This is a genomic window from uncultured Parabacteroides sp. (genome assembly GCF_947855115.1).
GTDB lineage: Bacteria > Bacteroidota > Bacteroidia > Bacteroidales > Tannerellaceae > Parabacteroides.
The window spans coordinates 44,177-70,441 of record NZ_CANTZW010000002.1 but is presented as its reverse complement, the minus strand read 5'-3'; the positions used below and the strand labels follow the sequence as shown (position 1 = coordinate 70,441).

The following is a 26,265-nucleotide window of genomic DNA, read 5'->3' as shown; positions in this document are numbered from 1 at the left end:
CGCTTATTTAGAATGTTACATTTAAAGACATTGTCATAGAAAATGGCATCGGATAACCACTTCCCGGAGTTTCCGGATCCAAGCCTGTATACGCATTATCACCCCATGTTTTCATCAAAGTCACAATATTATCCGCCCTTAGCGCAACTCGGGCACGTTGTAACTTCAATTTGCTCGCAAATGATTTCGGGATAGTGTACCCTACCTCCGCATTACGGATTTTCAAGTACGAGCCACTTTCCACATAATAAGTAGACATCCTTCCTTCATCATTATAATTATTGACCGACAGGGCAGGTATTGATGTATTCGTATTAGTTGGAGTCCACGCATCCAATAAACGAGTACCATAATTCTCGCCAGCCGTACTTAACGCATAAATATCGGTCCAGCTCTTCCATCCACTTACATTCAGATCCTTGCCAAACACGCCGTTAAAGAATACGCTAAAGTCAAAGTTCTTATATGTCACACCTACAGAGATACCATATTCCAAATCGGGATCCTCACATCCGATCCAAGTACGATCTTGATCGTCTATCTTCCCATCATCGTTCAAATCCTTATAACGAATACGGCCTGGCGCAGCTCCCGTCTGTGTCGGGGCATTATCCACCTCCTCTTGCGTTTGAAACAAGCCATCCGCTACATAACCATACAGCGAGTTCAAGGAACGACCTATCACGTTATCCTCTTCGCCATTCCCCGCAAAATTATTGATTACGTCATCAGGTACTTTTACCACTGTTTGTTTATTATGAGAAAAGACACCGCTAATATTCAACCCAACATCACCAAACTGATTGTTGTAGTTCAACGTTAGCTCAAAACCTTTATTATCTATATCTGCCCCATTCAACCATCTTTGAGCCCCTTCGCCCAAGGTGGCCACCGTACCAGGTTTCATCAAGATATCTCTCGTATATTTCAAGTAGTAATCAAAAGAACCGCTCAACTTTGAATCCAGCACGGCAAAATCCAAGCCAAAGTTGTGCTGCGATGTCGTTTCCCATTTCAAGTCCGGATTCGCCATTTGCGTACGCCTATAGCCGGAAGGTAAAGTTCCACCCTGTCCGGTGAAATCATAGGCTGTTCCCCAATTCCAGTCATCAATAGCCCCTTTGTCGTATAATGTTTCATAGAACTGATAAGACGAATAAGCGTCAATGCTTGAGTTACCATTCTGTCCCCATCCATAACGAAGTTTCAATAGGGGAATCACTGACCTAAGATTTTCAAAAAAGCTCTCGTTATTGATCGACCAACCCACCGAGAAGGCCGGAAACGTCGCCCACTTGTTATTCGTACCGAACACGGAAGAGGCATCCCGCCGAAGAGTCACAGAAGCCAAATAGCGGCTGTCATAATTGTAGTTAATCTTACCAAACCAAGAAATCATAGTATTCCGGTACTGCTCACTGCCATTATCCTTTTCAGACTCACCGGAACTTAGCCACATATAATCGTCGTTTTCCAAGGCATAATCCCGACGGCTGCCCCAATGTAATTGGTATGTATGTGTTATCGTCTCCTGCCCCACCATAACATCGAAATTATTTTTATCGATATCGAACACATACTGTAAAACGTTACTGTTCGTAGTGCTCAAATCAAAATAAGACTCTTGCCTTACCTTGTTCCTTGTCTCGCTCAAGAATCCAGATTCATACGTATAATCCATCGTACGTTTCCAAGAGCCAACGCCGTCTACACCAAAAGAGGTACGGAAACTCAACCCCTTGATTATATTAATATTCGCATATACATTACCGAATATACGGAGATTATCGTGATGGTTTTGCTTATTGTCCTCTATCAATCGAACCGGGTTTTGCCGATCGCTCATACCTCCGATCGGTCCACCCCAACCTTCACCATCCACAGTATAAACCGGAACGATCGACATCAGAGATTTACAAGCATCTATATTGCCGGTCCCGATATTATCGCTTTCCCGCCATTTAGAGACCGTGAAATTTTCTCCCACCGTCACACGTCCATTCAAGAAAGTATAGTCAGAATTGATACGTCCATTAAAACGTTTAAAGAAACTACCATCAATCGTTCCTTTATTATCGTAATAATCAGCCGCAAACACGACACGTCCCGCATCCGTTCCTGTAGACAACGTCAGGTTATATTGCTGGATTTGCCCTGTTCTCAATATCTCTTTCTGCCAGTCTGTATCTGCCGACCGCATCGTATGATCATCATCCAACCACTCTTTCCAAGTTACTTTATCCAACACATAGTTGCCATTGGCATCCTTATGATCTTGATATTGATACAAACCTCCTATTCCCACGGTATTCGGATCAGCGTTCGGATCATCATTCTTTATAGCCCAATATTGAGCGATACCACGTTGTTCCGTGTTCATCAATTCATAAGGTTTTTTCTTGCTCACGATCGTATAAGAGGCATTGAAATCGACAGTTGTTCCCTTTTTCCCTTTACGGGTCGTGATGATAATCACACCATTCGCGGCACGAGATCCATAGATAGAGGCAGAGGAAGCATCCTTTAGCACTTGTATGGACTCAATATCCAAAGATGCCAATTCAGACATGGAGCGCATAGTAGGCATCCCGTCTATGATATACAACGGATCATTGTTATTCAGCGTACCTTCACCGCGTATCCGGATCGTAGCATTCGCGTTAGGAGAACCATCCGTCGTGACAGACATACCCGCTACTTTTCCTTGTGCCGCTTTCATCGCGCTGCCATAAGAACCCGTCTTCAACTGATCCACCTTGACAATAGATACAGACCCCGTTAAATCCGCTTTTTTCTGAGAGGTATAACCTGTTACCACAACCTCGTCTAAATTCAACGCATCTTCTTCTAATACAATAGTTTTCCCGTCTACCTCATTTGCGGGATATTCCGTACTTTTATATCCTATGTAACTAAAAACCAATACGCTGTTATCCCTGACATTTATTGAGAAATTGCCATCTATATCCGTTATTGTTCCATTGTTTGTATTACGCTTATCCACAATTGTAGCTCCTAAAATAGGCTCTCCTTTCTTATCCAACACACGTCCTTTAACAAGTCGTTCTTGTTGTTGAGACATTTGCCATGCGACATCCGGCATAGCAGCATATGCACCAGGCACTTGCATACCACACAAGCAAGCAATCAACGCGCACCGGTACAGTGATCTTTTTTTAGTATTCATACAATCCATATATTTGAAATAATTAGAATTAGACTTAAGCTAAATTTATATATAATCAAACCTGTATCTCCCTATATGACACCACAAAGATAACATATATTTTACAAAAACAAAACAAATAAGCTACATTTTGGTTATAAATTAGAAATTTATATATTACATATATGATAATATATTAAAATAAAAAAGTATGATTTTATGAATTTCACTCACAAATAGGGAAATGGATCATAATTTTATTTACATATGATACATATACAACCAGAAGACCTAAGAGTAGAAATATAAAGAAACACCAATATAACATTACATACCTAACAATATTATTACATATATGATAACACACACAATTTGAATGTCATAATACATCTTTACAAAAAAATCCCGTATAAAACATTCACGCGAGAATGTTTATACGGGACAAAAAGTCAGTAATAATAGTTCCTAATCACACAATGGCGCAAGATTTATATCTTGTACGGAGACCCCTTCCATGCAAAACCGCAAATTACCGACAGTAAGTTCCGGACGATACGAGATCATCGTTCTTTGAGCGGCAATTTCCGTATCAATCAACGATCCCCCGAATTTGTCAGAACCATCGACAAGTATACGAACCGTAAACGGCTTGCTCGTATCTATACCATTTTCAATGGCATAATTACTCGCCGTCTGCGGGGCACCACCTTCTCTCAACGTTTTTTCACTCGAAGCATAGGTATCGGTCAAATCTGTTCCGTACTGGGCACGTGCCTCGTCTAGCTGCAATTGCCATCCACAAGCGGCTTCCTCTCCCTTTTCCGGCAAGAACAAAACCTTCAAATTACCTTGTCCCGGCTGATCCGGATATACTTTAAAAGTCAACATAAACGACTTGCTTGAAACGGGAAAATCACCTGTCCCGGCAAGTTTAGCTGAAAGCTTTTCCGGAGTTTCCGTCGCCGGAATTATCTCATCCATCCATTTCGTTCCGATACGTCCATCCGGATATTGTATTAACTCGTGGATCACCAACGGGCCTCCCCAGTTTTGCATTTTCAGCCACCCTGCCATCAAAAAACGCCCTCCGGGTATTTCTGTTATCGCAGGAACAGACAACCCGTTATAGAAATCCGTTCCTTCAGCCACGATGTCTTTATAGGCAAACTCCGGATCCTTGGCCAATTTAGACCAAAGACGGGTAAAACCACCAATGATATAATCGTATTCGCCCCAACGGAAAAAGAAGGTACAATCGCCGCCTAGCGGGAAATCGGCATTCAAGCATTTCCATCCACCATTCACGGAATCAGCCTCCCAAGTTCCACGAGCGCCATAGTTAGCCAACATTTTCAAATTGCCGTCAGGATCAGTATAGATACTCGGATTCTCACAAGGATGGTATAATATATGTGTCTTTTTGAAGTTGGTAACACCATCCTCGCTTATCGAATAAGTAGAGCCTGCCGGTACAAGTCCCTGGATCGTATCGTAATTAAACGAGCCCGTGTAACCATTCTTCTCCAGATAAGCCCATTGCATCGGGAGCGTGGTTTCTTCCTTAGGATAAATACGGGTAGTATGCAGCCCATAACTAATACAGAGTTTGCCATTAAAAATAAAAGGCGTACCGGTTCCGAACGTCTCCCATTGATATTCCAGAGGAGTCGCCGGCTTATGTTCTACCCATGTTTGAAAATCCGTCGTAGACAAATGCTCGAAATAATGTCCACCTCTCCCAAATTTACTTGCGTGGCCACGGCGATCAAACAAATAAAACACATGGTAACGTCCATCATGGAAGAATGTAACCACATCTCCTACCCAAGCGTTATGGTAAGGAGGTGTCCAATATTGGATATTAGAGGCGATTTGCGGTGTTGGCGCCGCTATCTGCTCCGGCTGGATAGCAGGCTCATACAAACTAGCCTCGCTCACATAATCGGGGTTTAAGTTCCACGATTTCATCCGGCTCGCCAACGGATAACCCAGGGCGAAGTCATTATCATACAAGCGTCCATCTATGTAAATAGTCCACTGGACCCCAGAGAATTGAAGGATAATATCATGTTTTCCCTCCGGTTTATCTAATATCGCTAAAGGTATGCCAACCGTCATATCCTGGAATTTTTTCGGGTCCCAAGGAGACTGCAAGGAAAGACTCGCTTCTAATACGGGAACCGAACCGTCCGGCATTTTATAAGCCGGATAATTTTGTATTTTCCGATCATCCGGATCATGCTTACGAAGATAGACTTTAAGTACCTGAGGTATCTCAAGCAAAGTTTGCTCCCGGGCGACCGATTTTATATCAGCGGTAAACCGGATCGTAAAACCTTTTGACTGATCGTCCGACAACGAAAGCCCTGCCTCCGGCACTGTTCCGGACAAGCTGCTTTTGGCTGTCCTTGAAGTATTAAAACTCCAAAAAGGACTTTGTAATTCGACTTTTACTTGCCTAGAGACAGCTTTTTTCTCTTGGCAGGCCATCATACTCATTAGAGTAAAGATTAACAAAAACAAGGGCATAGACCTCCTGTTTATCACCAACGTAAATCCGCGGTTGAAAATAGAACCCTGATTCATGATTTTAAATGTTATTATTCAATTAATTAACTCGTAATTTCATTCCACAGTATCCCTAAAGCCAGAATATCAGGAGAACAGCTCCCGGTATTTTCTAATAGCATGTAGTCGCAAATATAGTGATATTTATTTATATGCAAACAATTTTATTGCATAAATTGCAAAAATTGTTTATCATAATAATAACATATAAGGCAAATAATAAATATATAATGTAATAAATAACCTATCTTTCTCCCTCTCCGCATATACATAAACAGGTTAGCCAGGTTGAGCTTCCATCTGCTTGGTTATCCTTATGAAGAAAGGCGGGATGACCCTTTTTAGGATCATCCCGCCTTTACATCACAGCGATCTGCCTTATACCCAACAGACGGCTTCCTTTAATTCTTAAATACCAAACCATTGTCTTCTCTATCGATCACGATCGGACGGTCGCAATCTACTGTTCCACCCAGCAAGGCTTTGGATAGCTCGTTTAAGACGTATTTCTGGATGACACGTTTCACTGGACGGGCACCGAATTGAGGATCGAAGCCCTTATCGGCGATAAAGTCTACAGCCTCGTTCGTGAAGTCCAAGGAGACACCATTCGTAGCCAGCATCTTCTTCACGCTGTTCAACTGCAAGGATACGATCTGGCGAATCTCCTCCTCGTTCAGCGGAGTAAACATGATGATATCATCGATACGGTTCAAGAACTCCGGCCGGATCGTCTTTTTCAATAGTTCCAGCACTTGGAGCTTCGTCTCGTCTACCACCTTGTCGTGCGTAGCGGGAGTCATCTTCTCGAAGTTCTCGCGGATCAAGGAAGAACCCAAGTTACTTGTCATGATAATGATCGTGTTCTTGAAGTTGACAACACGGCCTTTATTATCCGTCAGCCGTCCGTCATCCAAGACCTGCAACAAGATGTTGAACACGTCCGGATGCGCCTTCTCGATCTCATCGAACAAGACAACCGAGTAGGGTTTCCGGCGAATCGCCTCGGTCAATTGCCCGCCCTCATCGTAACCGACATATCCCGGAGGCGCTCCAATCAAACGAGTCGCGCTGAATTTCTCTTGGTACTCGCTCATATCGATACGGGTCATCATATTCTCATCGTCGAACAGATACTCGGCCAACGCCTTGGCCAACTCCGTCTTACCCACACCGGTAGTTCCGAGGAAGATGAAAGAACCGATCGGCCGCTTCGGGTCTTGCAAACCGGCACGGCTACGACGCACGGCGTCGGCGATAGCGTTGATAGCCTCTTCCTGGCCGACCACACGGGTATGAAGCTCGGATTCCAAGCGTAGCAACTTATCTTTCTCGCTCTGCATCATCTTGCTGACCGGGATTCCAGTCCAACGAGATACTACATCGGCGATATCGTCGCTATCCACCTCCTCCTTGATCATAGCGGCGGCACCTTGCATCGTCTTCAACCGGGCCTGTACCTCCTTGATCTCTTCCTCCTTTTGCTTGATCTTGCCATAACGGATCTCGGCAACCTTGCCGTAATCGCCCTCGCGTTCCGCTTTATCAGCCTCAAACTTCAGGTTCTCGATATCGATCTTATTTTGCTGTATCTTATTGATCTGCTCCTTCTCGCTTTGCCACTGGGCCTTTTGCTTGGTCTCCTCCTCCTTCAAGTCGGCGATCTCCTTGTTCAGTTGCTCCAGCTTCGAGGTATCGTTCTCACGTTTGATCGCCTCACGCTCGATCTCCAACTGCTTGATCCGCCGGGAAACCTCATCCAACGACTCCGGCACGGAATCAATCTGCAAACGCAAACGGGCGGCGGCCTCATCCATCAAATCGATCGCCTTGTCCGGCAAGAAACGATCCGTGATATAACGGGTAGATAATTGCACGGAGGCAATGATAGCGTCGTCCTTGATACGTACCTTATGGTGATTCTCGTATTTCTCCTTCAATCCGCGAAGGATAGAGATCGTATCCAACTCACTCGGCTCATCCACGATAACGGTCTGGAACCGACGCTCAAGGGCCTTGTCTTTCTCGAAGTATTTCTGGTACTCGTCCAAGGTAGTAGCGCCGATCGAACGTAACTCGCCGCGAGCCAAGGCCGGCTTCAAGATGTTGGCGGCATCCATAGCGCCCTCGCCTTTACCAGCCCCTACCAAGGTATGGATCTCATCGATAAAGAGGATGATCTCGCCTTCGGATTTCGTAACCTCGTTCACTACCGCTTTCAAACGTTCCTCGAACTCACCTTTATACTTAGCCCCGGCGATCAACGCACCCATATCCAAGGAGAAGATTTGTTTAGACTTCAAGTTCTCCGGCACGTCGCCCCGGACGATACGATGAGCTAACCCCTCAGCGATAGCGGTCTTACCTACACCCGGCTCACCGATCAAGATCGGGTTGTTCTTCGTACGGCGGCTCAAGATCTGCAAGACACGGCGGATCTCATCGTCGCGCCCGATCACGGGATCTAGTTTGCCGCTACGGGCACGCTCGTTCAGATTGATAGCGTATTTTCCCAAGGCATCGTACGTGTCCTCGGCGGATTGGCTTGTCACCTTATTCCCCTTACGCAATTCCTCGATCGCCTGGCGTAACTCTTTCTCTGTCACGCCGGCGTCTTTCAGTATTTGTGAAGCGGTGCTCTTTTCCGTGAACAACGCCAAGATGATCGGCTCCAACGATACATATTGATCCCCCATCTTAGAGGAGTAATCGATCGCTTTCTGCAAGACAGCGTTCGACTCGCTGGAGAGATAAGGTTCGCCTCCCGAAACTTTCGGATACGATTCGATTTGGCGATCCAGTACCATATTCAGGTTTTGAGCGTTTACCCCTAGTTTCTGAAAGATAAAATTAGTAACATTCTCGCCCGTCATAATGACAGCCTTCAACAAGTGAGCAGGTTCGATAACCTGTTGGTTATTTTTGGTAACCAACTGTACGGCTTGTTGAACGGCCTCCTGCGCTTTAATTGTAAAATTGTTTAAATTCATATATTTAAGCTCCTTTCTTATATTCTTTTCTAATTCGTTTTACACCTATATCCTTACAAAAGCAATACCAAAACAAAAATATGACATTTTGTCTTGCTATTATAAAACCGGATTATAAATTCCCCGTCAAAGCGTCCATCCCCGATGTCATTAATGCTTATCCCTTGGAAAGAACAAAAGAGTGGAAAAAAGGTTTTGGAACAGCCTTTGACATCCGGCAGGAACACTGGTTTTAGGCGGTATAAAAAGGGGTTATTGTAACAGGAACCCCGGTTATTGTCGCGGAAACCGGGGTTTCTGTCACAAAAACCGGTACAAAAGGAAAAGGAAAAGAAAAGAAGAAAAGAGAAAGAAAAAAATAAAGAAAAAAGACCGAACAAACCGTTTATGTTCCCTACCAGAAAACACGTACATGAATTTCAAAAAACATGTACGAGATTTCAGAAAAACATGTACGTGCTTTTTTTGAGTGATTATATCCCTTCATCTCAACAGATTATGGATAGTCGTTGTAATATTTCCATGTATTCTCGCGTTTTTTGTTTCTCTTCTTATCACGGGCACTCTTCCAGAAAATGGTCTCAAGCAGATCTTCCATACTGAAATAAACCTTCACGGTGGCAAGCGCTCCTCCCCTTCGCTGCCCATCCTTCACGACATCCGAATAGACATTAGCCAGCCTCACATTGGCAGCCATACGGATCTTTCCAACCTTGAACTCTTTCCAATCCCGATTTTCAAGGACGCTAACCGTATGCGCCTGCCTCCGCACGTCCAAGGCACGTGAAGGAGCCTTAAAATTCAGCAGCATGAATACAACCGGGGTTATCGAATCATAGTTTATCAACTCACGTAAAGTATCTAATTGGATATATTCCGAGAAGTCTTTTGTAATCGGCAACTCACTGGGTGAAGACAACATCGAGGTTCCCGGTTGCTCGGGGCGCAGGAAAGTCCCGCTCTCTATCGCTTTCCGGAACTCAGGGTTCAAACGTATCTCCTCTTCGCCGGATAGAAGCTCCCGCAGACGCAAGGAATCTTGTTCCGTCCACTGCGCACGGGCCATCACAGGTAGGATGGATACAAGTAAAAGTAATACTAATCGCATTTTCACGTCTCTCATCTTCATGATCCTCAGTACATAATCCTATCACCAAGACTCACCCGTCCGTTAAAACCCCTATTCCACTCGAAAAACTTTAAGATTTATTTGGACGCTTATACCCTATCGAACCCTAATATGAATTACCTTTATGCGATCAATTCAAACGAAATCAGATATGTTGACACTATTATCCCCGGCTAAGACAATGACCGGAACATCCAAGATAAAAGCACCGCAAGGCACGACTCCACGTTTCCTGAAAGAGGCGAACGAGATCGCTTTGCATATGACCCAATTCCCCGTTAACGAATTAAGCCGCGTCCTTAGGCTCAGCCCGAAATTGGCGGCAGAATGTTACCGCAGATACCAGGACTTTCACGCGGAAGATAACCGGCCTTTGCAAGCGATACTCGCTTATACCGGCGTCGTATTCAAGAATATCAGCCCGAAAGACTTTACGGAGGAGGATTTCCTTTTCTCGCAAGAACATCTGCGTTTCGTATCGGGATGCTACGGATTACTTCGCCCGCTAGACCTCATCAAGCCTTACCGGATGGAGTTCGACGTAAAAATCCCGGAGTTAGGCGACGGGAATATGTATGCGTTCTGGAAGGACAGGCAAACAGATACCCTTATCCATGATGTCCGGCAGGGAGACGGTATCTTATTGAACCTGGCCAGCTTGGATATCCAGCCCTCTTTCCGGTGGAAGGAAGTGGAGCGATCCGTCCGGATCATCACGCCCGAGTTCAAGATCTGGAAAAACGGTAAAGCGGAGACGATCGTGATCTATGCCAAGATGTGCCGGGGGCAGATGAGCCGCTATCTCATAAAGAACCGGATCACAGAACCGGAGGCACTGAAAGCTTTCACGTGGGAAGGTTTTTCTTACAAGGAATCCATGTCTGAAGGCGATAATTGGGTATTTCTACAAGAATAATTCAAGGTTCATCCAATAAAAACGGATTATCTACGTTCAATAAGGACAGCTCGTAAAAATCATAAAAGAGTTTGTTTTTCTTTAATCTAGCGATGATATGAAAAGAACTTTCGCATATTTGCTGCTAATAGTCCTCTTGGTTTGCGGAAAGCAGGCCTATAACCTGTTAGTCTCGAAGGAAGTTGTCCGGAGTAATCATACAGGGGCCTTGTCGGACATCGCGGACGAGGTAGTCGCCATACCCTTACAGGATTCGGAGAAGTATTCGATCAAGGAGGCCAAGTATATCCGTCAGGAGGGCAATAACTTATTCCTCATCAGTAATGAGACACTTTATCGCTTCAACCGCAAGGGGGAATTTATTTGTCGCGTCACCCATCCGGATGATATACGGGTGGCGGGGTACGTGGTGAACCCGGCCAACCAGCAATTGATCGTATTAGGAAACACGGACGATATTTTCTATTACTCATTCAACGGCGACCTCCTTACCCGGAAAAAACTGAAATGTGACCTTCCGGAGAACAGACACATGTTATCCATATCCATGCACAACAACCGGATACTTACCACCGAGGAATACATTCAAGGGGATACTGCGGCAGGGCAAACCGCCACGATCGAGAAACAGATCGTGGAATACGATTCCTCTTTCCACAAATTACAATCTCACACGATCCGTCCGGTCGATCTGGAACGTTCTGCATGCCCGATCGGTTGCCTCACACCGGAAGTAGCCGTGGAACCCGGAAGCGGAACGGTTTACGCCTACGCCCCTTACTGCCAACCCGGGAACTTATTGCGGGATACCGTCTATATCAAGCAAAAACGGCAAAGCCAAGCTTTAAAAGACCTGGCCGGAGGCAATGCGCTCCCCTTGCTTCCGATCCGAATGGGAAGTCGTTTCTGGGTATCCACTTACTATGACACGGAAGACGATTCCAGAAATTACACGTTCTGCTACGACACGCAAAAAGAACGGTGCTGGCAGGTGAAAGATGGCTTAAAAGATAATTTCTATCAAACCGGCAAGGTACGGCGAATGTACCCTATCGACCCTTACTGCCATTCGTATTGCTTCAGCAAATCCGGAGAAGAACTGAAAAACACTTTCCCCCTACAGGCCCAAGAAGAAAACCTCGTGTTATTTATCGTGAAATTGAAGGTTTAAATACAGATTTATACTACCTTTGTGTTTGTATCAAAATAACAGAAAATCAGTTATGGGTTCGATATTCGTCATACAAGGATTGTTGATATACATTTATGCTTTCGACCACAATCCACCCCACATACATGTGCGAAGTAGCAGTGGAGATTTTACTATTACGCTGAAAGATCGCATCGTGGAAGGCAGAGCTAAATCGAAAGCAATCCAAATAGTCAATCAGTTCATAGATCAACATGAGGCTGAGTTACTTGAAATCTGGAACAAAGCCCAGCGAGGCGAAAAAATAGAAAAAGTGAAACGATAAAAAAGATAGTTTATGTTACTAACAATTACAGATGTAGAATATTTGGGCGATTACACCCTACTTTGCACCTTCAATAATGGCGTAAGGAAAAAGGTAGACCTTAGCCCTTTGTTGCAATATCCAGCATTCGAAGAGTTACAGGACAAAACACAGTTTATCCAGTTCGGCTTACAAGATACCATTTTTTGGGCCAACGGCGCCGATATCGCTCCTGAATATCTCTATGAAAAAGGTATTCCGGCCTAGGTTGACCCACCTCATTACTCCGTCTGTACCCTGCGAGTAATCTCGTAAAGAGCAGACGGTTTCTTATATCAAGTGTCGAATGTGCCAATTGTATTTTGACAGAAACCGTATAACGAATAGTTGCCAACCTGTTTCACTAGTAATTTCCAATCCTCTTAATATTTCAATAAAGAGCTGGCTAATGGGTACGAAATAATATGTATCTTCGCACCATTCTAAAAAAGCATTAAGTACATGAAAAAACTTTTAACCTGCATAGCCTTGGGCTTAGCGACCACTAGTTACGCGATAACCCCTTTGTGGATGCGTGATGTACAAATCTCTCCCGATGGAACAGAGATAGCGTTTTGTTACAAAGGAGATATTTATAAAGTACCGGCCAAAGGAGGTACAGCGACACAACTTACCACCCAAGCGTCGTATGAATGCACGCCAATTTGGTCTCCGGACGGAAAACAAATCGCTTTCGCCAGCGATCGTAACGGCAATTTCGATTTATTCGTAATGTCCTCCAACGGTGGGACGGCACAATGCCTCACCACCCATTCGGCCTCCGAGATTCCCTCGGCCTTTACCCCCGACGGTAAATATGTACTCTTCTCCGCATCCATACAAGATCCGGCCCAGAGCGCCCTATTCCCGACCTCGGCTATGACGGAACTTTATAAAGTGCCGGTCGGCGGTGGACGAACCGAGCAAGTATTGGGTACACCCGCCGAGATGGTTTGCTTCGATAAATCCGGAAAAACATTCTTATACCAAGATCGCAAGGGCTTCGAGGATGAATGGCGCAAACACCATACCTCATCCATCACCCGGGATATATGGATCTACGACACACAAACAGGTAAACATACCAATTTGACCGATCATGCGGGAGAAGACCGCAACGCCGTATTTACCCCGGACGGGCAGACGGTTTATTTTCTAAGCGAACGTAACGGAGGCTCTTTCAATGTATATTCATTTCCTCTCAACGCCCCGCAATCTATAACAGCGGTCACCAAATTCAAAACACATCCCGTACGTTTCCTCTCTACGAGCAGTAGCAATACGTTGTGTTACACTTATGATGGCGAGATCTATACACAACATCCGGAAAGTAACCCGCAGAAAGTTAAGATTGACTTGATCCGGGACGATCAAGATCAAATCGCCGATCTGAATTCCAGCAAAGGGGCTACCTCTGCTACCGTATCTCCCGATGGCAAGCAGATCGCCTTGACCCTGAGAGGCGAGATATTCGTTACCTCGGTCGATTACGTCACGACCAAGCAAATCACCCATACCCCAGCAGCGGAAACAGGTGTATGTTTCTCACCGGATAACCGTACCTTGGCTTACGCCAGCGAGCGTGGCGGTAACTGGCAGCTTTACCTGGCCAAGATTGCACGTAAGGAAGAGGCCAATTTCCCAAACGCTACGATTATCGAGGAGGAAGCTCTCCTGCCTTCCAAGACCGTAGAGCGCGGTTATCCTCAATTCTCGCCGGATGGTAAGGAGCTCGCTTTTATAGAAGATCGTATGCGGCTGATGGTAGTCAACCTTGAGACGAAGAAAGTACGCCAAGTCACGGATGGCTCCACATGGTATAGCACAGCCGGCGGTTTCGATTACTCATGGTCGCCGGATGGTAAATGGTTCACGCTCCGGTTTATCGGCAACAAGCACGATCCTTATTCGGATATCGGCTTAGTCAGCGCGCAAGGTGGGGAGATCACCAACCTGACCAATAGCGGCTACACCAGCACCTCCCCGCAATGGGTACTGGATGGAAACGCCATCTTATTCACCACCGAACGTTACGGAATGCGTGCGCATGCCTCATGGGGCTCCTTGAATGATGCCATGCTGGTATTCATGAATCAAGACGCTTACGACAAATTCCGCTTAAGCAAGGAGGATTACGAGTTGCTGAAAGAATTGGAAAAGGAGCAAAAAGAGGTAACCGGGGATAAAACCGACAACAAGAAAAAAGAAGATAAAACCGACGGGAAGAAAGACGAAAAAACTGAAAACATCATAGTGGAGCTAAAAGGCATCCAAGACCGTATCCTGCGTCTTACCCCTAACTCCTCCGAAATGGGTAGCGCCATCATTTCGAAAGATGGCGAGACTTTGTATTATTTCTCGGCTTTCGAAGATAAATACGATTTGTGGAAAATGGATTTGCGTAAGAAAGAGACCAAGTTACTCCACAAGATGAATACCGGATGGGCAAACATGGAAATGGATAAAGAAGGTAAGAACCTGTTCTTGCTGGGTAGCAACTCCATGCAAAAGATGGATATGGGATCGGAGAAACTAACGCCGGTCACTTACCAAGCCAACCTGAAAATGGATTTGGCCGCCGAGCGTGAGTATATGTTCGAACATGTCTATAAACAAGAGCAAAAGCGGTTCTACAACGTGAATATGCATGGCGTGAATTGGGAAGCCATGACCACCGCCTACCGTAAGTTCCTGCCACATATCAATAACAACTATGATTTCGCGGAGCTACTAAGCGAATATCTGGGAGAACTCAACGTTTCTCACACCGGAGGACGCTTTCGCCCGAGACCAAGCGGCAACGTTACCGCCAGCCTTGGCTTGCTTTTCGACTGGAACCATAATGGCAAAGGCTTATCTATCGCCGAGGTTGTGGAGAAAGGGCCGTTCGATCACGCACGTTCCAAAGTAAAAGCCGGCACTATCATAGAGAAAATAGACGGGCAGGAAATCACCCCGGATATGGATTACTCCAAGCTCTTGAACAATAAGACCAAGAAGAAGACCTTGGTTTCCCTTTACGACCCGCAGACCAAGGAACGTTGGGAAGAAGTAACCGTACCTATCAGCAATGGCGAGTTAAATGACTTGCTTTATACCCGCTGGGTGAAACAACGTGCCGCAGATGTGGATAAATGGTCGAACGGACGGTTGGGTTACGTACATATCCAATCCATGGGAGATCCTAGCTTCCGCTCCATCTATTCTGACATCCTGGGCAAGTATAATGACCGGGAGGGAATTGTTATCGATACCCGTTTCAATGGTGGAGGACGTTTGCACGAGGATATTGAGATCTTATTCAGCGGAGAGAAGTACCTCACGCAAGTAACACGCGGCAGGGAAGCCTGCGATATGCCTAGCCGCCGCTGGAATAAGCCGTCTATCATGTTGCAATGCGAGGCTAATTATAGTAACGCACACGGCACTCCGTGGGTATACAAGCATCAACACATCGGGCGTTTGGTCGGTATGCCCGTACCGGGAACGATGACTACCGTCTCTTGGGAAACCTTGCAAGACCCGACGTTGATATTCGGTACGCCTATCACCGGTTATCGCCTACCGGACGGTAGCTATTTGGAGAATACGCAATTGGAACCGGACGTTAAAGTCGCTAATTCTCCAGAAACAGTTGTCGAAGGGGAAGACACTCAATTAAGGACTGCGGTAAAAGAATTGTTGAAAGAGATCGATAAAAAGTAGCTTGAAGCGAGAGCACTCTCACCAGCCAACGAGAGTTCCCGCATAAGCCCGTCATAAGATTACTCGTATAAACGAACAAGACTACTCTCATCACCTGCTGGGAGTAGTCTCGTTTTATTATGTAACTTCCTATTAGAAACCCAAACAATACTCACCCGATTTAAGTAACTCTACCACCATGCCATTCTTCTCCAGATCGGTGAAGGATACCTCTTCTTTCAGGTCCACTTGAAATCGCACGTCCAGTTCAGCCGACACCGGAAACTCCCTATTTAACCACCAATAACAATTAGGATACAAATGAATATCGAAAGATACTTTAATCGAATCCGGAGCTGCTTGGTAATATTCCATACAAACTAGCAATATTCCATACAAACGATAAACGGATCATCCATTGATTTACAACGCAATGTCGCCTTACTATATTTTGATTATATACGGACCGAATCAATCCATACCCGCTCGAAAATGGAAGTTTTACAAATCCGGTAATTCGCATCCGCAATCCCAAACGAAGGATCGAAAGGTAACCGGATCGTATCATAGCTTACCTGTAAGGTATAATAAATCTTGTAATCGTTTGCCGCATATAAAAACTGAACAGCAAACAGGAATAGGAATAAAAACTTCTTTATTTGTTTGCTTTTTAACCTGTTATTACGATTCCAACTCTATTCCCTTCGGCTTGAAGTCGAGGAAACACATCTCATAGCAAACGGTCAGCCACACGACAATACATGGCCAAGCCTTTATCACATAGGGACGGATCAACCCATTCCGAATAATCGGTGGAACTAGCTCTGTAGTGGATAAACCGACAATTACCAAGGTAGCTATCCAAAGCCAATAAGTATATTTTTTATGGGGTGACACGCTGCATATATACCAGATAGCGACTCCTATCATCGCTATGATATATCCACTCGCCTCACTCCCGGTACTGAATAATACGACAAACAACAAGGTACTAGCCAACAACATAAAGCGAAAAGCCGGATATTTATATTGCGAGATCCTTAAATACGGAACACTAAATAGAACCAAGCCCGGTATAATAAGCCACATATCGCTATAACCCGGATTCCCGGATATTTTGCGGACAACTCCCAATAACGATATATTTTGCGGGTCCGCAAACATATTTAACGCGTTTTTTATCTTCAGCCGCTCAAACCAATCCAGATATTGAGATATCACATACTCAAACCCCGGTGTATAAAGCACCGGGATCATGAAGCAAACCAATCCCCAGAAAAGACAAGAGACCAATAACCACACTTTCTGCCTTGAGAAGAAAAAGAACGCCAATCCCACGATCGGATAAATCTTGATAAATGTACCCAACATAATAAGACCCGTGGCCCAGAAATCCTTTTTCTCCAGTATCAAGGTAAACGACAACAAGATAAAGGCAGCTACCGATATATTGAACTGTTGTACCCCTTGCGCCGTCATCAACTCACAATACGAATACCAGTAAATGATGATCTTCTGTGTACCCGTCAATGGTAACCGGCTGATCGCATAAAACAACAGGGCGGTATTCGCCATTATCCATAAGATCATACCTAGCCATTCCGGTAACAGGGCGAAAGGGGCTATGACTAGGCTGAATAAGATCCCATAATGGTTCGAGTCGTAATATTCCGGATAATGATCTCCATACAAGGTCAGGCCCTCGATAGCATGCCAGTAGACTCCCTCAAATATCTTATAATTATTATATTTCCCGATCAGCAACTTGACTATAGCGAAAATAACACCTGTCAACATCCATACCCCGAATATAGTACGGGGCTCTCTCCATATCGGATGGGTGGCTAATGCCTTTAATCTCATGTCTTGATTCCTCTTTTTCAATTTATCTACAAAGATAAAAAAGTAAATGAGAACAGGATTAATAAAAAAGTAAGTGAGTGTGCCAAAACTAAAATGACCTCCTCGAAAAGTTAGAGATTATAACTATAAGAGAATTAAATCCCGCTTAAAAGGAAAGAGCCCGGTACAATACCGAACTCTTTCTCAATACGGATAATATTTAACCCGTCCAACTTTTGGGGGTCACTTCATTTTGAGTAATGATACGACTCTTCTTTTTGCCTTTAAGGATGTTCAAGTTTCAAATCAAAAGCTCATCTGGACTAAAATTGAGTTTTGACACACTTTCTTTTTCCTTTATGATATTATCAACTCCGTCTTTCCGAATCCGTTATCAGTCGGCGAATGATTTCAGCGGTACGCTTACCCCCATGTAAAGATTCATGGCGTTGCCGCTAACCGGCAAACCTTGCGGAGTTATCTTCGTCAACATATAATCCGATCCGATAAAGAAATTGATCCAAGAAGGAGAAAAATTCAACGCGATACCATACGTTTTGAACTTACTATGAATAAATGAGTAACTCAACGTAGCCTCAAACCATTTTACCGGACGGTAATTGCCAGACAAAGTCAATTCCGTATAAGCTTTCGGGGAATAAAGACGAGTACTTGACAATAAACCGATACCTAACTTATTTTTCAGCAAACGATACTCACCACCGATATTGATTGTCGAACGAAGCCGAGTAGTATTCCCCGACTCACCCTCTTTCTTGAAATGAAGCAGGTTGTCGAAATCCTCCTTGATAGCGTCAAACTGATCGCCCATACTCGGTATGTCACCGTTATTCTCGCCGATAGCTAGGTCAAAGCCGTTAAAGTCGAATGTTCCATCCAGCTTTCCTACCGTGCTGCCCCCTTTACCCCAATGGATAAAACCTAAATCGAGTACAGCCGCAGATAATATGATGTTCTCGGTCAATTGGTACGTAGCTCCCAAGTCTACTCCCATACCGAAACCGCTAAGCCCCGGGGAGTCGAAATCAAAGCTATTATAATAATCACGGCCTTGCTCATCTACCTCCATTTCCGGAACCAAGCCTTTCATGTTCGTCTGCAAAGTACCGGTAGAGGTTATTTTCCAGCTCGTCTCTCCCATCTCCGCATACATCTGATCGATCGTAGCGTCCATAGAGCCCACGCCCCATAGTAATTTGACCTTACCTCCGACCGTCAACTTATCCGTGATAGGACGAGAATACCCCACGCCTGTCTCCAAATAGGCCTCGGCATACGCCCGGATGTTACGGATATCATATGTGCTTTGAGATCCGTTACCCTTTTTCATGAACTCGAACAATGTCTTCGGAGCACGGATATTCGCCAATCCTTTGATAGAGACATCCACCGTCCAGAAGCCCTTGCCAGCGTACCAGCCACCGGATAGAACCTGCGTGCCGAAATCCATGTTTATCTGATTCTCGTCTTTCAAGCCATTCAGGAAAGACTCGGTATTCACGGAGTTATCCATGAACGTAACGGTCTCGCCGTTCTTCGGATAGATAAAATTATTCACGGCTACTCCATTCGTACCATACGAAACACCAAAGGCGCCTAATACCGGAATGGAAACATAGCCTCTATCGGGACGAAACGCCGGGTTCATTGTCGTACGTGCCGTAGATGATTGCATGAAGTAAGAAGTCCGTATTTGCTGAGCAGACACCGACATCCCTACAGTGGCCAATAAACACAAAGCGCACAGACCTTTCTTATACATATTATATATAGTATTCATCTTTCTTTTTCGTAATTTAAATGGTTAGTACTGGGATCAAATAGAAATACCGCCTTCTTTCTTAAGCTTTAAGTCAAAGGAAATCTTCTGGCCTTTTTTCAAGGCCTCGTTTTGATCTCTACCTTTTAAATGCAAGTTCAGGTCTATATGGCGCGCGTCCTTCATTTTCGGCATATCCTCCTTCGTGATCTCGAAGACAACCTCCCCGGACTGTCCTTTCACCTCCTGGGCGGGGAATTGGATATCCACCGGCATGTTGTTCTCATCCATTATCACCATCTCGAGAGATATGTCGAAAGGCATATCATTCGTAACCTCTCCATAGATCTTCGCGCTTCCGTCCGAGAAGATATAATCTACGAAATCCTCATCAAAAGCGTCCTCGATCCGCTCGACGGATACGGCGCTAAACTCCGGGGCGGGAGACAGCGGAAGCTCCACCGAGTAACGTAGCTCGCTTAAGGCATCCGCGGGAGCGTTCGCCCATTGCTTGCTATCGGCAGACAAAGACAAACGTATTTCCCGAGGAACAATTTGTACGATCCCGGGCAATTTCTCGTTCTTGACAAACTCAAAGGCTTCCGTCTTCGGGTCCAGAGGGCCGATCCATATATTCGGAGAAGCCGCAGATAAGGTAAAATCGGAGGAAGTCGTCTCCTCTTGATTCACGTTCTTTGCCTCGATAGCCAAACGACAATCCAAAGAGGCTTTCGTCGCATTCGACATTAACGTAACATGAGGATTGGCCAGCGCCAATACGAAATTACCATCGAACAGGCCATCAATATCGCCAGTCGTTATATCCTCCGACGCGATCTCCACTTTATCCGAGACCGCCCGCAAGCCTGCCCCCTTGATCTTCATCTCTCCATCATAAATCATGACATAAGCGCCATCGACCTCCCGGATAGAAGGTACTTTCTCTACGTTCACCACGTCATCCGACGTCACGTAACCCGTACCAAGCGGAGCGATCCAAGACTCACCCATTACCACTTCGTCCGTACTGACATTGCCTAAATCATACTTGCTATCCACGCATGCCGCTAAACAACAAGACGACAGCAATAGCATCACCAAATGTTTGTTCTTCATATAAAAACCATTTTATCAAAAACCATACCACTAACGGCGTGCGAAAATAAGCAAATAAATGAAATAAATAAAAGTTTAAACAAAAAAAGAGTGGCATCTAATAATGCCACTCTTTCTCCACAAATATCCTTGATTATCAAAATATCTTTCCACACAAACGAATCTTCATGACCGGATATACGGTCACCTTATCTATAATCTTCGTAAATGTATCATCTTCATCCAATTCACTCAGAAGATCGTCTACATTCCCAAAGTTCGTATATACTTCCGGCCGTCCATGGAACTGTACACCCAACTCAAACATCACGCCCAGACGTTTCTTGGGAATCGCACGACCGAATCCCAGCCCGACATACGGACGGAAACCGGAGACTTTCAAACCTCCCGATACATTACCGTTCTGGTCTACCGGCAACACATAATCGCCAATAACGATACCCGCGTCTTCTCCCTGGGCGATCAAATCTTTCAACTCATCGCTATGCCCATCGATCTTCACGAGCTTCGAACCGCCAAAATATGCGCCCACACCTATAAAAAAGGAGGATAGATGCGGAACCGGGTAAACATTCAGCAAGATCTGCCCGGAAGTACGCTTCAAGCTTCCAGTCAAGTCAATCTCACTAGGTACAGAAACTCCTGCCGGAGCATTTACGTCGACATCAACGTCCACACCTGTCGTCAGGCTGAAATTAGGCATGACAGAGAGGCCTCCCCGCAATGCCAAAAAAGGCGTAATAGGAGTCGCCACCTCTACATCGACACCTGTTAAGCCAACACCCACTCCTACCGACAACGAATTAAAAATCCCCAACTCCTTCTGAGCCGAGACTAAATTACACGTAGCAAACATGCTCACGAGCGCACCAAACAGAATAAATAACCTTTTCATTTTATATATAAGTTATAATTGTTATTCGTCTTAGAGTTGCAAAAATAAATAAAAAACATGAAACATTCGTTGTAAAAAAGAAAAAGCGATATCAAAATTGCTCTGATATCGCTTTTTCACGGATAAGGTATACAATTTTACGTATAAGCGTACATTATTCCTCCCCCGAATCTTCTTCTTTCATGTTATGGAATACGTTCTGAACGTCTTCGTCTTCCTCTAGTTTCTCGATAAGTTTCTCGATAGACTCACGTTGCTCCGGGGTAACCTCCTTCAAATCATTAGGGATACGGACAAATTCACTGCTTAAGATCTCGAAACCGTTCTCCTCCAAATATTTCTGGATCGCGGAATTCTGGGCGAACTCACCGTAAAGAACGATCTCGTCCTCGTCTTCCTCAACCTCATCCACACCAAAGTCGATCAATTCCAACTCTAAGTCCTCCAAGGAAATATCCTCTTTCTTAGCGATATGGAACACACACTTATGCTCGAACAAGAACTCCAAGCTACCCGATGTCCCTAAAGAACCGCCATTCTTATTGAAATAGCTACGGACATTGGCTACCGTACGAGTCGTATTATCCGTCGCTGTCTCAACGAAAATAGCGATACCGAACGGGCCATATCCCTCATAGTTCATCTCCTTATAATCCGTGAATTCCTTGGATACGGCACGTTTAATGGCACGTTCCACGTTCTCCTTCGGCATGTTCTCCTTTTTGGCGTTCTGCATCAACGCACGTAAACGAGGATTGTTCTCAGGCTCCGGTCCGCCTTGCTTTGCCGCGATCGTGATTTCCTTACCCAACTTCGTGAATACACGGGCCATATTGCCCCAACGCTTAAACTTTCTCGCTTTACGAAACTCAAACGCTCTTCCCATATTATGATATTTATGATTTATGATTTTATATATGATTTATGATTTATAATTCTTGACATCAAGGGGCTGGCCCGGGAAATCACAAATTATAAATCATAAATGAATTTATCTCAAATAAATTTATCTCAATTGAGCACCCAGCTTTTGTTCCAGGTTCGTCTGGATCTTCTTCATGATAGCGTCGATCTGCTTATCGTTCAAAGTCTTGCTCTCATCTTGCATGAAAAAGCTTACGGCATACGATTTCTTGCCTGCCGGCAGGTTCTTGCCCTCGTAAACATCGAACAGAGAGACTTCCTTCAATAATTTCCGATCACTATCTTTCGCTATTTTCTCTATCTCGCTAAACTGTACGCTCTTATCGAGCAGCAAAGCCAAGTCTCGCTTAACAGCCGGGAACTTGGAAATCTCGGAGAAGGTTACTTTCGCCTTCTTGATCTCCTTCATCAATTGTGTCCACGACAACTCAGCGTAATAAACTTCCATATCGATATCCAGCATCTTACGAAGTTTCTTGCTTACGATACCTAACGTACCCAATTGCCGCCCGGAACCGGTCGTGATACTTAACCCCGATGAATAGATATCGTTCGTCAAGTTACCGAATATCACGCGTCTCATATCCACTCCCAAGCGAGCCAGGATGTTCTCCACGTAGGCTTTCAACTCATAAACGGAAGATTTCTCGTTTGGATGCGCCCAATTGTTTTCCACACGGTTTCCGGCAACCCAGATACCTAGACGGTAGTCCTCGCTAAACTGGGCCAAGGTCTCATCCTCCTTCTTATTATCGACATTATAATCATAGCAATTACCGAACTCATAGAAACGGATATTGCCATTCTTACGTTTCATATTATACTCGATGCTCTCCAAGCCGCCGAACAACAAGGTCTGGCGCATACAATTCAGGTCGGCGCTCAAGGGGTTCATCAGCATGACACAATGAGCTTCCGGGTAAACAGACAAATCCGTATAATAGGCGGAACGCGTCAAGGAATTGTTCATGATCTCGTTGAAACCGCAACCGCAGAGTTGCTCAGAGATCAAGTTCTGCAAATTCCAGCTACGATCCGTCGGGGTCTGGTAACTTAGGTTGGATTTCACGTTATCGCTGAACTCCACGTTATTATATCCGTAGATACGAAGAATATCCTCGATCACGTCTACATCACGCTGAACATCGATACGGTATACGGGAACACGCAAAGTCAGCCCTTCCTCGGTCTCGGCTACGATCTCCATCTCGAGACTAGCCAAGATACTTTTCACGGTCTCTGCCGGGATCTCCTTACCGATCAACGTATTAATCTTCCGGTAGGCTACCTCAACCGTATACGGCTCGGCTACCACAGGGTAAACGTCTTGTACGGCACCCGTGATCTTACCTCCTGCCAACTCCTGTATCAACAACGCGGCACGCTTCAGCACATACATCGTATTGTTGGGGTCCAGGCCGCGCTCGAAACGGAAAGAAGCGTCCGTGTTCAAGCCGAAACGACGGGCGGTCTTACGTATCCACGTAGGATGGAAACAAGCGGATTCCAAGAACACGTCCGTGGTCTCCTCCGTCACGCCGGAATCCAAGCCTCCGAATACACCACCGATACACATCGGTTCCTCGGTGTTGCAGATCATCAGGTCGCGATCGGTCAACGTGCGTTCCACGCCATCCAACGTGACGAATTTCGTACCCGCCTCGACTACCTTGACGATCACTTTATCTCCTTTGATCTTACCCGCATCGAAAGAGTGCAAAGGCTGCCCCAATTCGTGCAGGATAAAATTCGTTACATCCACTACGTTATTGATCGGACGGAGGCCGATCACACGCAAGCGATTTTGCAACCACTCCGGGCTCTCCTTCACCGTAACCCCCTTGATCGTAACGGCGGAATAACGGGGGCAGGCCTCCGTATTCTCTACCACGACCTCTATGCCCGGCGTCTCGTCGTCTATCTTGAAAGCGTCTACCGAAGGACGTTTCAGCTCGGCAGGCTTGCCGTTTTGCTTCAAGTACGCGGCCAAATCGCGAGCGACACCGAAATGCGAAGTGGCATCCACGCGGTTCGGGGTGATGTCTACCTCCAACACGTAGTCGCTCTTCACGTTATAATAATCTTTAGCTAACGTACCTACCACGGCGTCGGCGGGGAGTACGATAATGCCGTTATGGTCGGTACCGATACCGATCTCGTCCTCGGCGCAAATCATGCCGTTAGACTCCACGCCGCGTATCTTGGATCTCTTGATGGTAAAGCATTCATCGCCATCGTACAGTTTCGTGCCGTTCACGGCTACGACTACCTTCTGCCCGGCCGCCACGTTCGGGGCACCGCATACGATTTGCAGAGGAGCCTCGCCACCTACATTCACGGTCGTAATATGTAAATGGTCCGAATTCGGGTGTTCCTCACAAGTCAGCACTTCGCCGATAACCAATCCCTCAAGTCCGCCCTTAATGGTTTGAACTTCCTCTACTCCACCGGTCTCCAAGCCGATAGAGGTAAGCGCCGCAGCGACTTCTTCTGGCTTTAAATCGAAATCAAGATATTCTTTCAGCCAATTGTAAGATATATTCATCGTTATAAAATTTATTCCCTAAAGAGACGGCTCATACCAACAGCCGCCAAATTGACGGACAAAAGTACGAATAATAATTCAAACGATACAAGTGAACTTCAAGAAATCAGGACAACCGCCCCAAATTTCATCCACGACCTGATAAGCAATCACGTCACGAACAGACCTGAGCGAATTTAGTTACGGCCACCTTTGGTTTGAGAAGGGTTTATGAGGCTATCCGAAAATAATGACGTATTTTCGCGGAAGGTTTAAATATTACAACTATTTTTATGCGTATAGATATACTTACCGTGCTTCCCGAGATGATCGAGGGAATGATTAATTGCTCTATCGTAAAAAGGGCACAAGACAAGGGATTAGCCGAGATTCATTTGCATAACTTACGGGATTATACCACCAATAAATGGCGGCGGGTGGATGATTACCCGTTCGGTGGCGAGGCCGGTATGGTCATGCAGATCGAGCCGATAGACCGGGCCATCTCCGCGTTGAAGAGCGAACGGGAATACGACGAGGTGATCTATACCTCCCCGGATGGCGAGACCCTCAACCAACCGATGGCCAACAGCATGTCTTTATTGAATAACATGATTATCCTTTGCGGGCATTACAAAGGCATCGACTATCGTATCCGCGAGCATCTGATAACGAAAGAGATATCTGTCGGAGATTATGTCCTTACCGGAGGAGAACTGGCCGCCGCTATCATAACCGACGCCGTGGTGCGCCTGATCCCCGGGGCGATCGGCGACGAGCAAAGCGCCCTTTCCGACTCTTTCCAAGACAACCTGCTGGCTCCTCCCGTCTATACCCGCCCGGCCGATTACAAAGGGTGGAAAGTACCGGAAATCTTATTGTCCGGACATCAACGCAAGATCGACGAGTGGCGTTTGCAACAGGCGCAAGAGCGTACCGCACGCCTCCGGCCGGATTTATTGGAACCCGACCCGCGTGCTTCCGGAAAAACACGTACATGAATTTACAAAAACACGTACGACTTTTCACAAAAACACGTACATGTTTTTGAGGAAGCATGGCGGCATTCTTAATACACTTATTATCATGCCATTACAAATACTCAAATAATCTTCGGATTATCGTATTTTCTACGAACGTCAGGATAAAATAAAAAACCGGGGATCATCTATCACGATGATGCCCCGGTCTATGTAAAACGTAAGTGACTATAACTACAGTCACCCCCATACTCTCAT

17 protein-coding genes and 1 pseudogene are annotated in these 26,265 nt (G+C 45.4%); 7 read left to right on the top strand and 11 right to left on the bottom strand.

From position 1 onward, the window contains the following. Nucleotides 1-7: 7 nt before the first annotated feature. From Q0110_RS01935 to Q0110_RS01920, 4 genes are all read right to left on the bottom strand, one after another. Complete coding sequence (locus tag Q0110_RS01935; protein WP_297901533.1) at nt 8-3,187, bottom strand: TonB-dependent receptor; 3,180 nt, start codon at nt 3,185-3,187, stop codon at nt 8-10. Between the two features lie 444 nt (nt 3,188-3,631). Further along, entirely contained in the window at nt 3,632-5,665 is a 2,034-nt protein-coding gene (locus tag Q0110_RS01930) for a hypothetical protein (RefSeq protein ID WP_297901530.1), read from the bottom strand. Between the two features lie 470 nt (nt 5,666-6,135). Next, nucleotides 6,136-8,724: an ATP-dependent chaperone ClpB gene (gene clpB, locus Q0110_RS01925; RefSeq protein ID WP_297901527.1), complete on the bottom strand. Its 2,589-nt coding sequence runs from the start codon at nt 8,722-8,724 to the stop codon at nt 6,136-6,138. A gap of 496 nt (nt 8,725-9,220) precedes the next feature. After that, nucleotides 9,221-9,853, bottom strand: coding sequence for a DUF4858 domain-containing protein (locus tag Q0110_RS01920; RefSeq protein WP_297901524.1), 633 nt, complete (start codon nt 9,851-9,853; stop codon nt 9,221-9,223). Between the two features lie 151 nt (nt 9,854-10,004). On the opposite strand from Q0110_RS01920, the gene yaaA reads away from it, so the two are divergent. The 5 genes from yaaA to Q0110_RS01895 all read left to right on the top strand — a co-directional run bounded on the left by yaaA (nt 10,005) and on the right by Q0110_RS01895 (nt 15,967). Next, entirely contained in the window at nt 10,005-10,769 is a 765-nt protein-coding gene (gene yaaA / locus Q0110_RS01915; protein WP_297901523.1) for a peroxide stress protein YaaA, read from the top strand. Between the two features lie 97 nt (nt 10,770-10,866). Further along, on the top strand, nt 10,867-11,940 hold the full coding sequence (locus tag Q0110_RS01910; protein ID WP_297901521.1) for a 6-bladed beta-propeller: 1,074 nt from the start codon (nt 10,867-10,869) through the stop codon (nt 11,938-11,940). Between the two features lie 52 nt (nt 11,941-11,992). Further along, nucleotides 11,993-12,244 carry a DUF4160 domain-containing protein gene (locus Q0110_RS01905; protein ID WP_297901519.1) on the top strand — a complete coding sequence of 84 codons (252 nt, stop codon included), beginning with the start codon at nt 11,993-11,995 and terminating at the stop codon, nt 12,242-12,244. Between the two features lie 12 nt (nt 12,245-12,256). Further along, entirely contained in the window at nt 12,257-12,490 is a 234-nt protein-coding gene (locus Q0110_RS01900; protein WP_297901517.1) for a DUF2442 domain-containing protein, read from the top strand. 234 nt (nt 12,491-12,724) lie between these two features. Then, nucleotides 12,725-15,967 (top strand): S41 family peptidase, encoded by a 3,243-nt coding sequence (locus Q0110_RS01895; protein ID WP_297901515.1) that lies wholly within the window; start codon nt 12,725-12,727, stop codon nt 15,965-15,967. A gap of 132 nt (nt 15,968-16,099) precedes the next feature. Here the strand turns inward: Q0110_RS01895 and Q0110_RS01890 are convergent, their stop codons facing one another. Together Q0110_RS01890 and Q0110_RS01885 are read right to left on the bottom strand one after the other, a co-directional pair. Beyond that, nucleotides 16,100-16,321 (bottom strand): hypothetical protein, encoded by a 222-nt coding sequence (locus tag Q0110_RS01890; protein WP_297901512.1) that lies wholly within the window; start codon nt 16,319-16,321, stop codon nt 16,100-16,102. 306 nt (nt 16,322-16,627) lie between these two features. After that, on the bottom strand, nt 16,628-17,809 hold the full coding sequence (locus Q0110_RS01885; RefSeq protein ID WP_297901509.1) for a glycosyltransferase family 87 protein: 1,182 nt from the start codon (nt 17,807-17,809) through the stop codon (nt 16,628-16,630). Between the two features lie 115 nt (nt 17,810-17,924). Here Q0110_RS01885 and Q0110_RS18255 point away from each other — a divergent pair. Next, a pseudogene (locus Q0110_RS18255) lies at nt 17,925-18,005 on the top strand (IS3 family transposase); the annotation flags it as partial. A 177-nt stretch (nt 18,006-18,182) separates the two neighbouring features. On the opposite strand, the gene Q0110_RS01880 reads toward Q0110_RS18255, so the two are convergent. The 5 genes from Q0110_RS01880 to pheT form a co-directional block, all read right to left on the bottom strand. Further along, complete coding sequence (locus tag Q0110_RS01880; RefSeq protein ID WP_297901506.1) at nt 18,183-19,589, bottom strand: DUF5723 family protein; 1,407 nt, start codon at nt 19,587-19,589, stop codon at nt 18,183-18,185. Between the two features lie 36 nt (nt 19,590-19,625). Beyond that, nucleotides 19,626-20,684: a DUF4621 domain-containing protein gene (locus Q0110_RS01875; RefSeq protein ID WP_297901503.1), complete on the bottom strand. Its 1,059-nt coding sequence runs from the start codon at nt 20,682-20,684 to the stop codon at nt 19,626-19,628. A gap of 136 nt (nt 20,685-20,820) precedes the next feature. Continuing rightward, on the bottom strand, nt 20,821-21,579 hold the full coding sequence (locus tag Q0110_RS01870) for a hypothetical protein (protein WP_297901500.1): 759 nt from the start codon (nt 21,577-21,579) through the stop codon (nt 20,821-20,823). A 154-nt stretch (nt 21,580-21,733) separates the two neighbouring features. Next, the gene (locus Q0110_RS01865; RefSeq protein ID WP_297901497.1) at nt 21,734-22,465 is read right to left on the bottom strand and encodes a YebC/PmpR family DNA-binding transcriptional regulator; all 732 of its coding nucleotides are present in this window, start codon (nt 22,463-22,465) and stop codon (nt 21,734-21,736) included. 120 nt (nt 22,466-22,585) lie between these two features. After that, complete coding sequence (pheT, locus tag Q0110_RS01860; RefSeq protein WP_297901494.1) at nt 22,586-25,048, bottom strand: phenylalanine--tRNA ligase subunit beta; 2,463 nt, start codon at nt 25,046-25,048, stop codon at nt 22,586-22,588. A gap of 272 nt (nt 25,049-25,320) precedes the next feature. Here pheT and trmD point away from each other — a divergent pair, with 272 nt between their 5' ends. Continuing rightward, nucleotides 25,321-26,028, top strand: coding sequence for a tRNA (guanosine(37)-N1)-methyltransferase TrmD (gene trmD / locus Q0110_RS01855; protein ID WP_297901492.1), 708 nt, complete (start codon nt 25,321-25,323; stop codon nt 26,026-26,028). Nucleotides 26,029-26,265 lie beyond the last annotated feature (237 nt).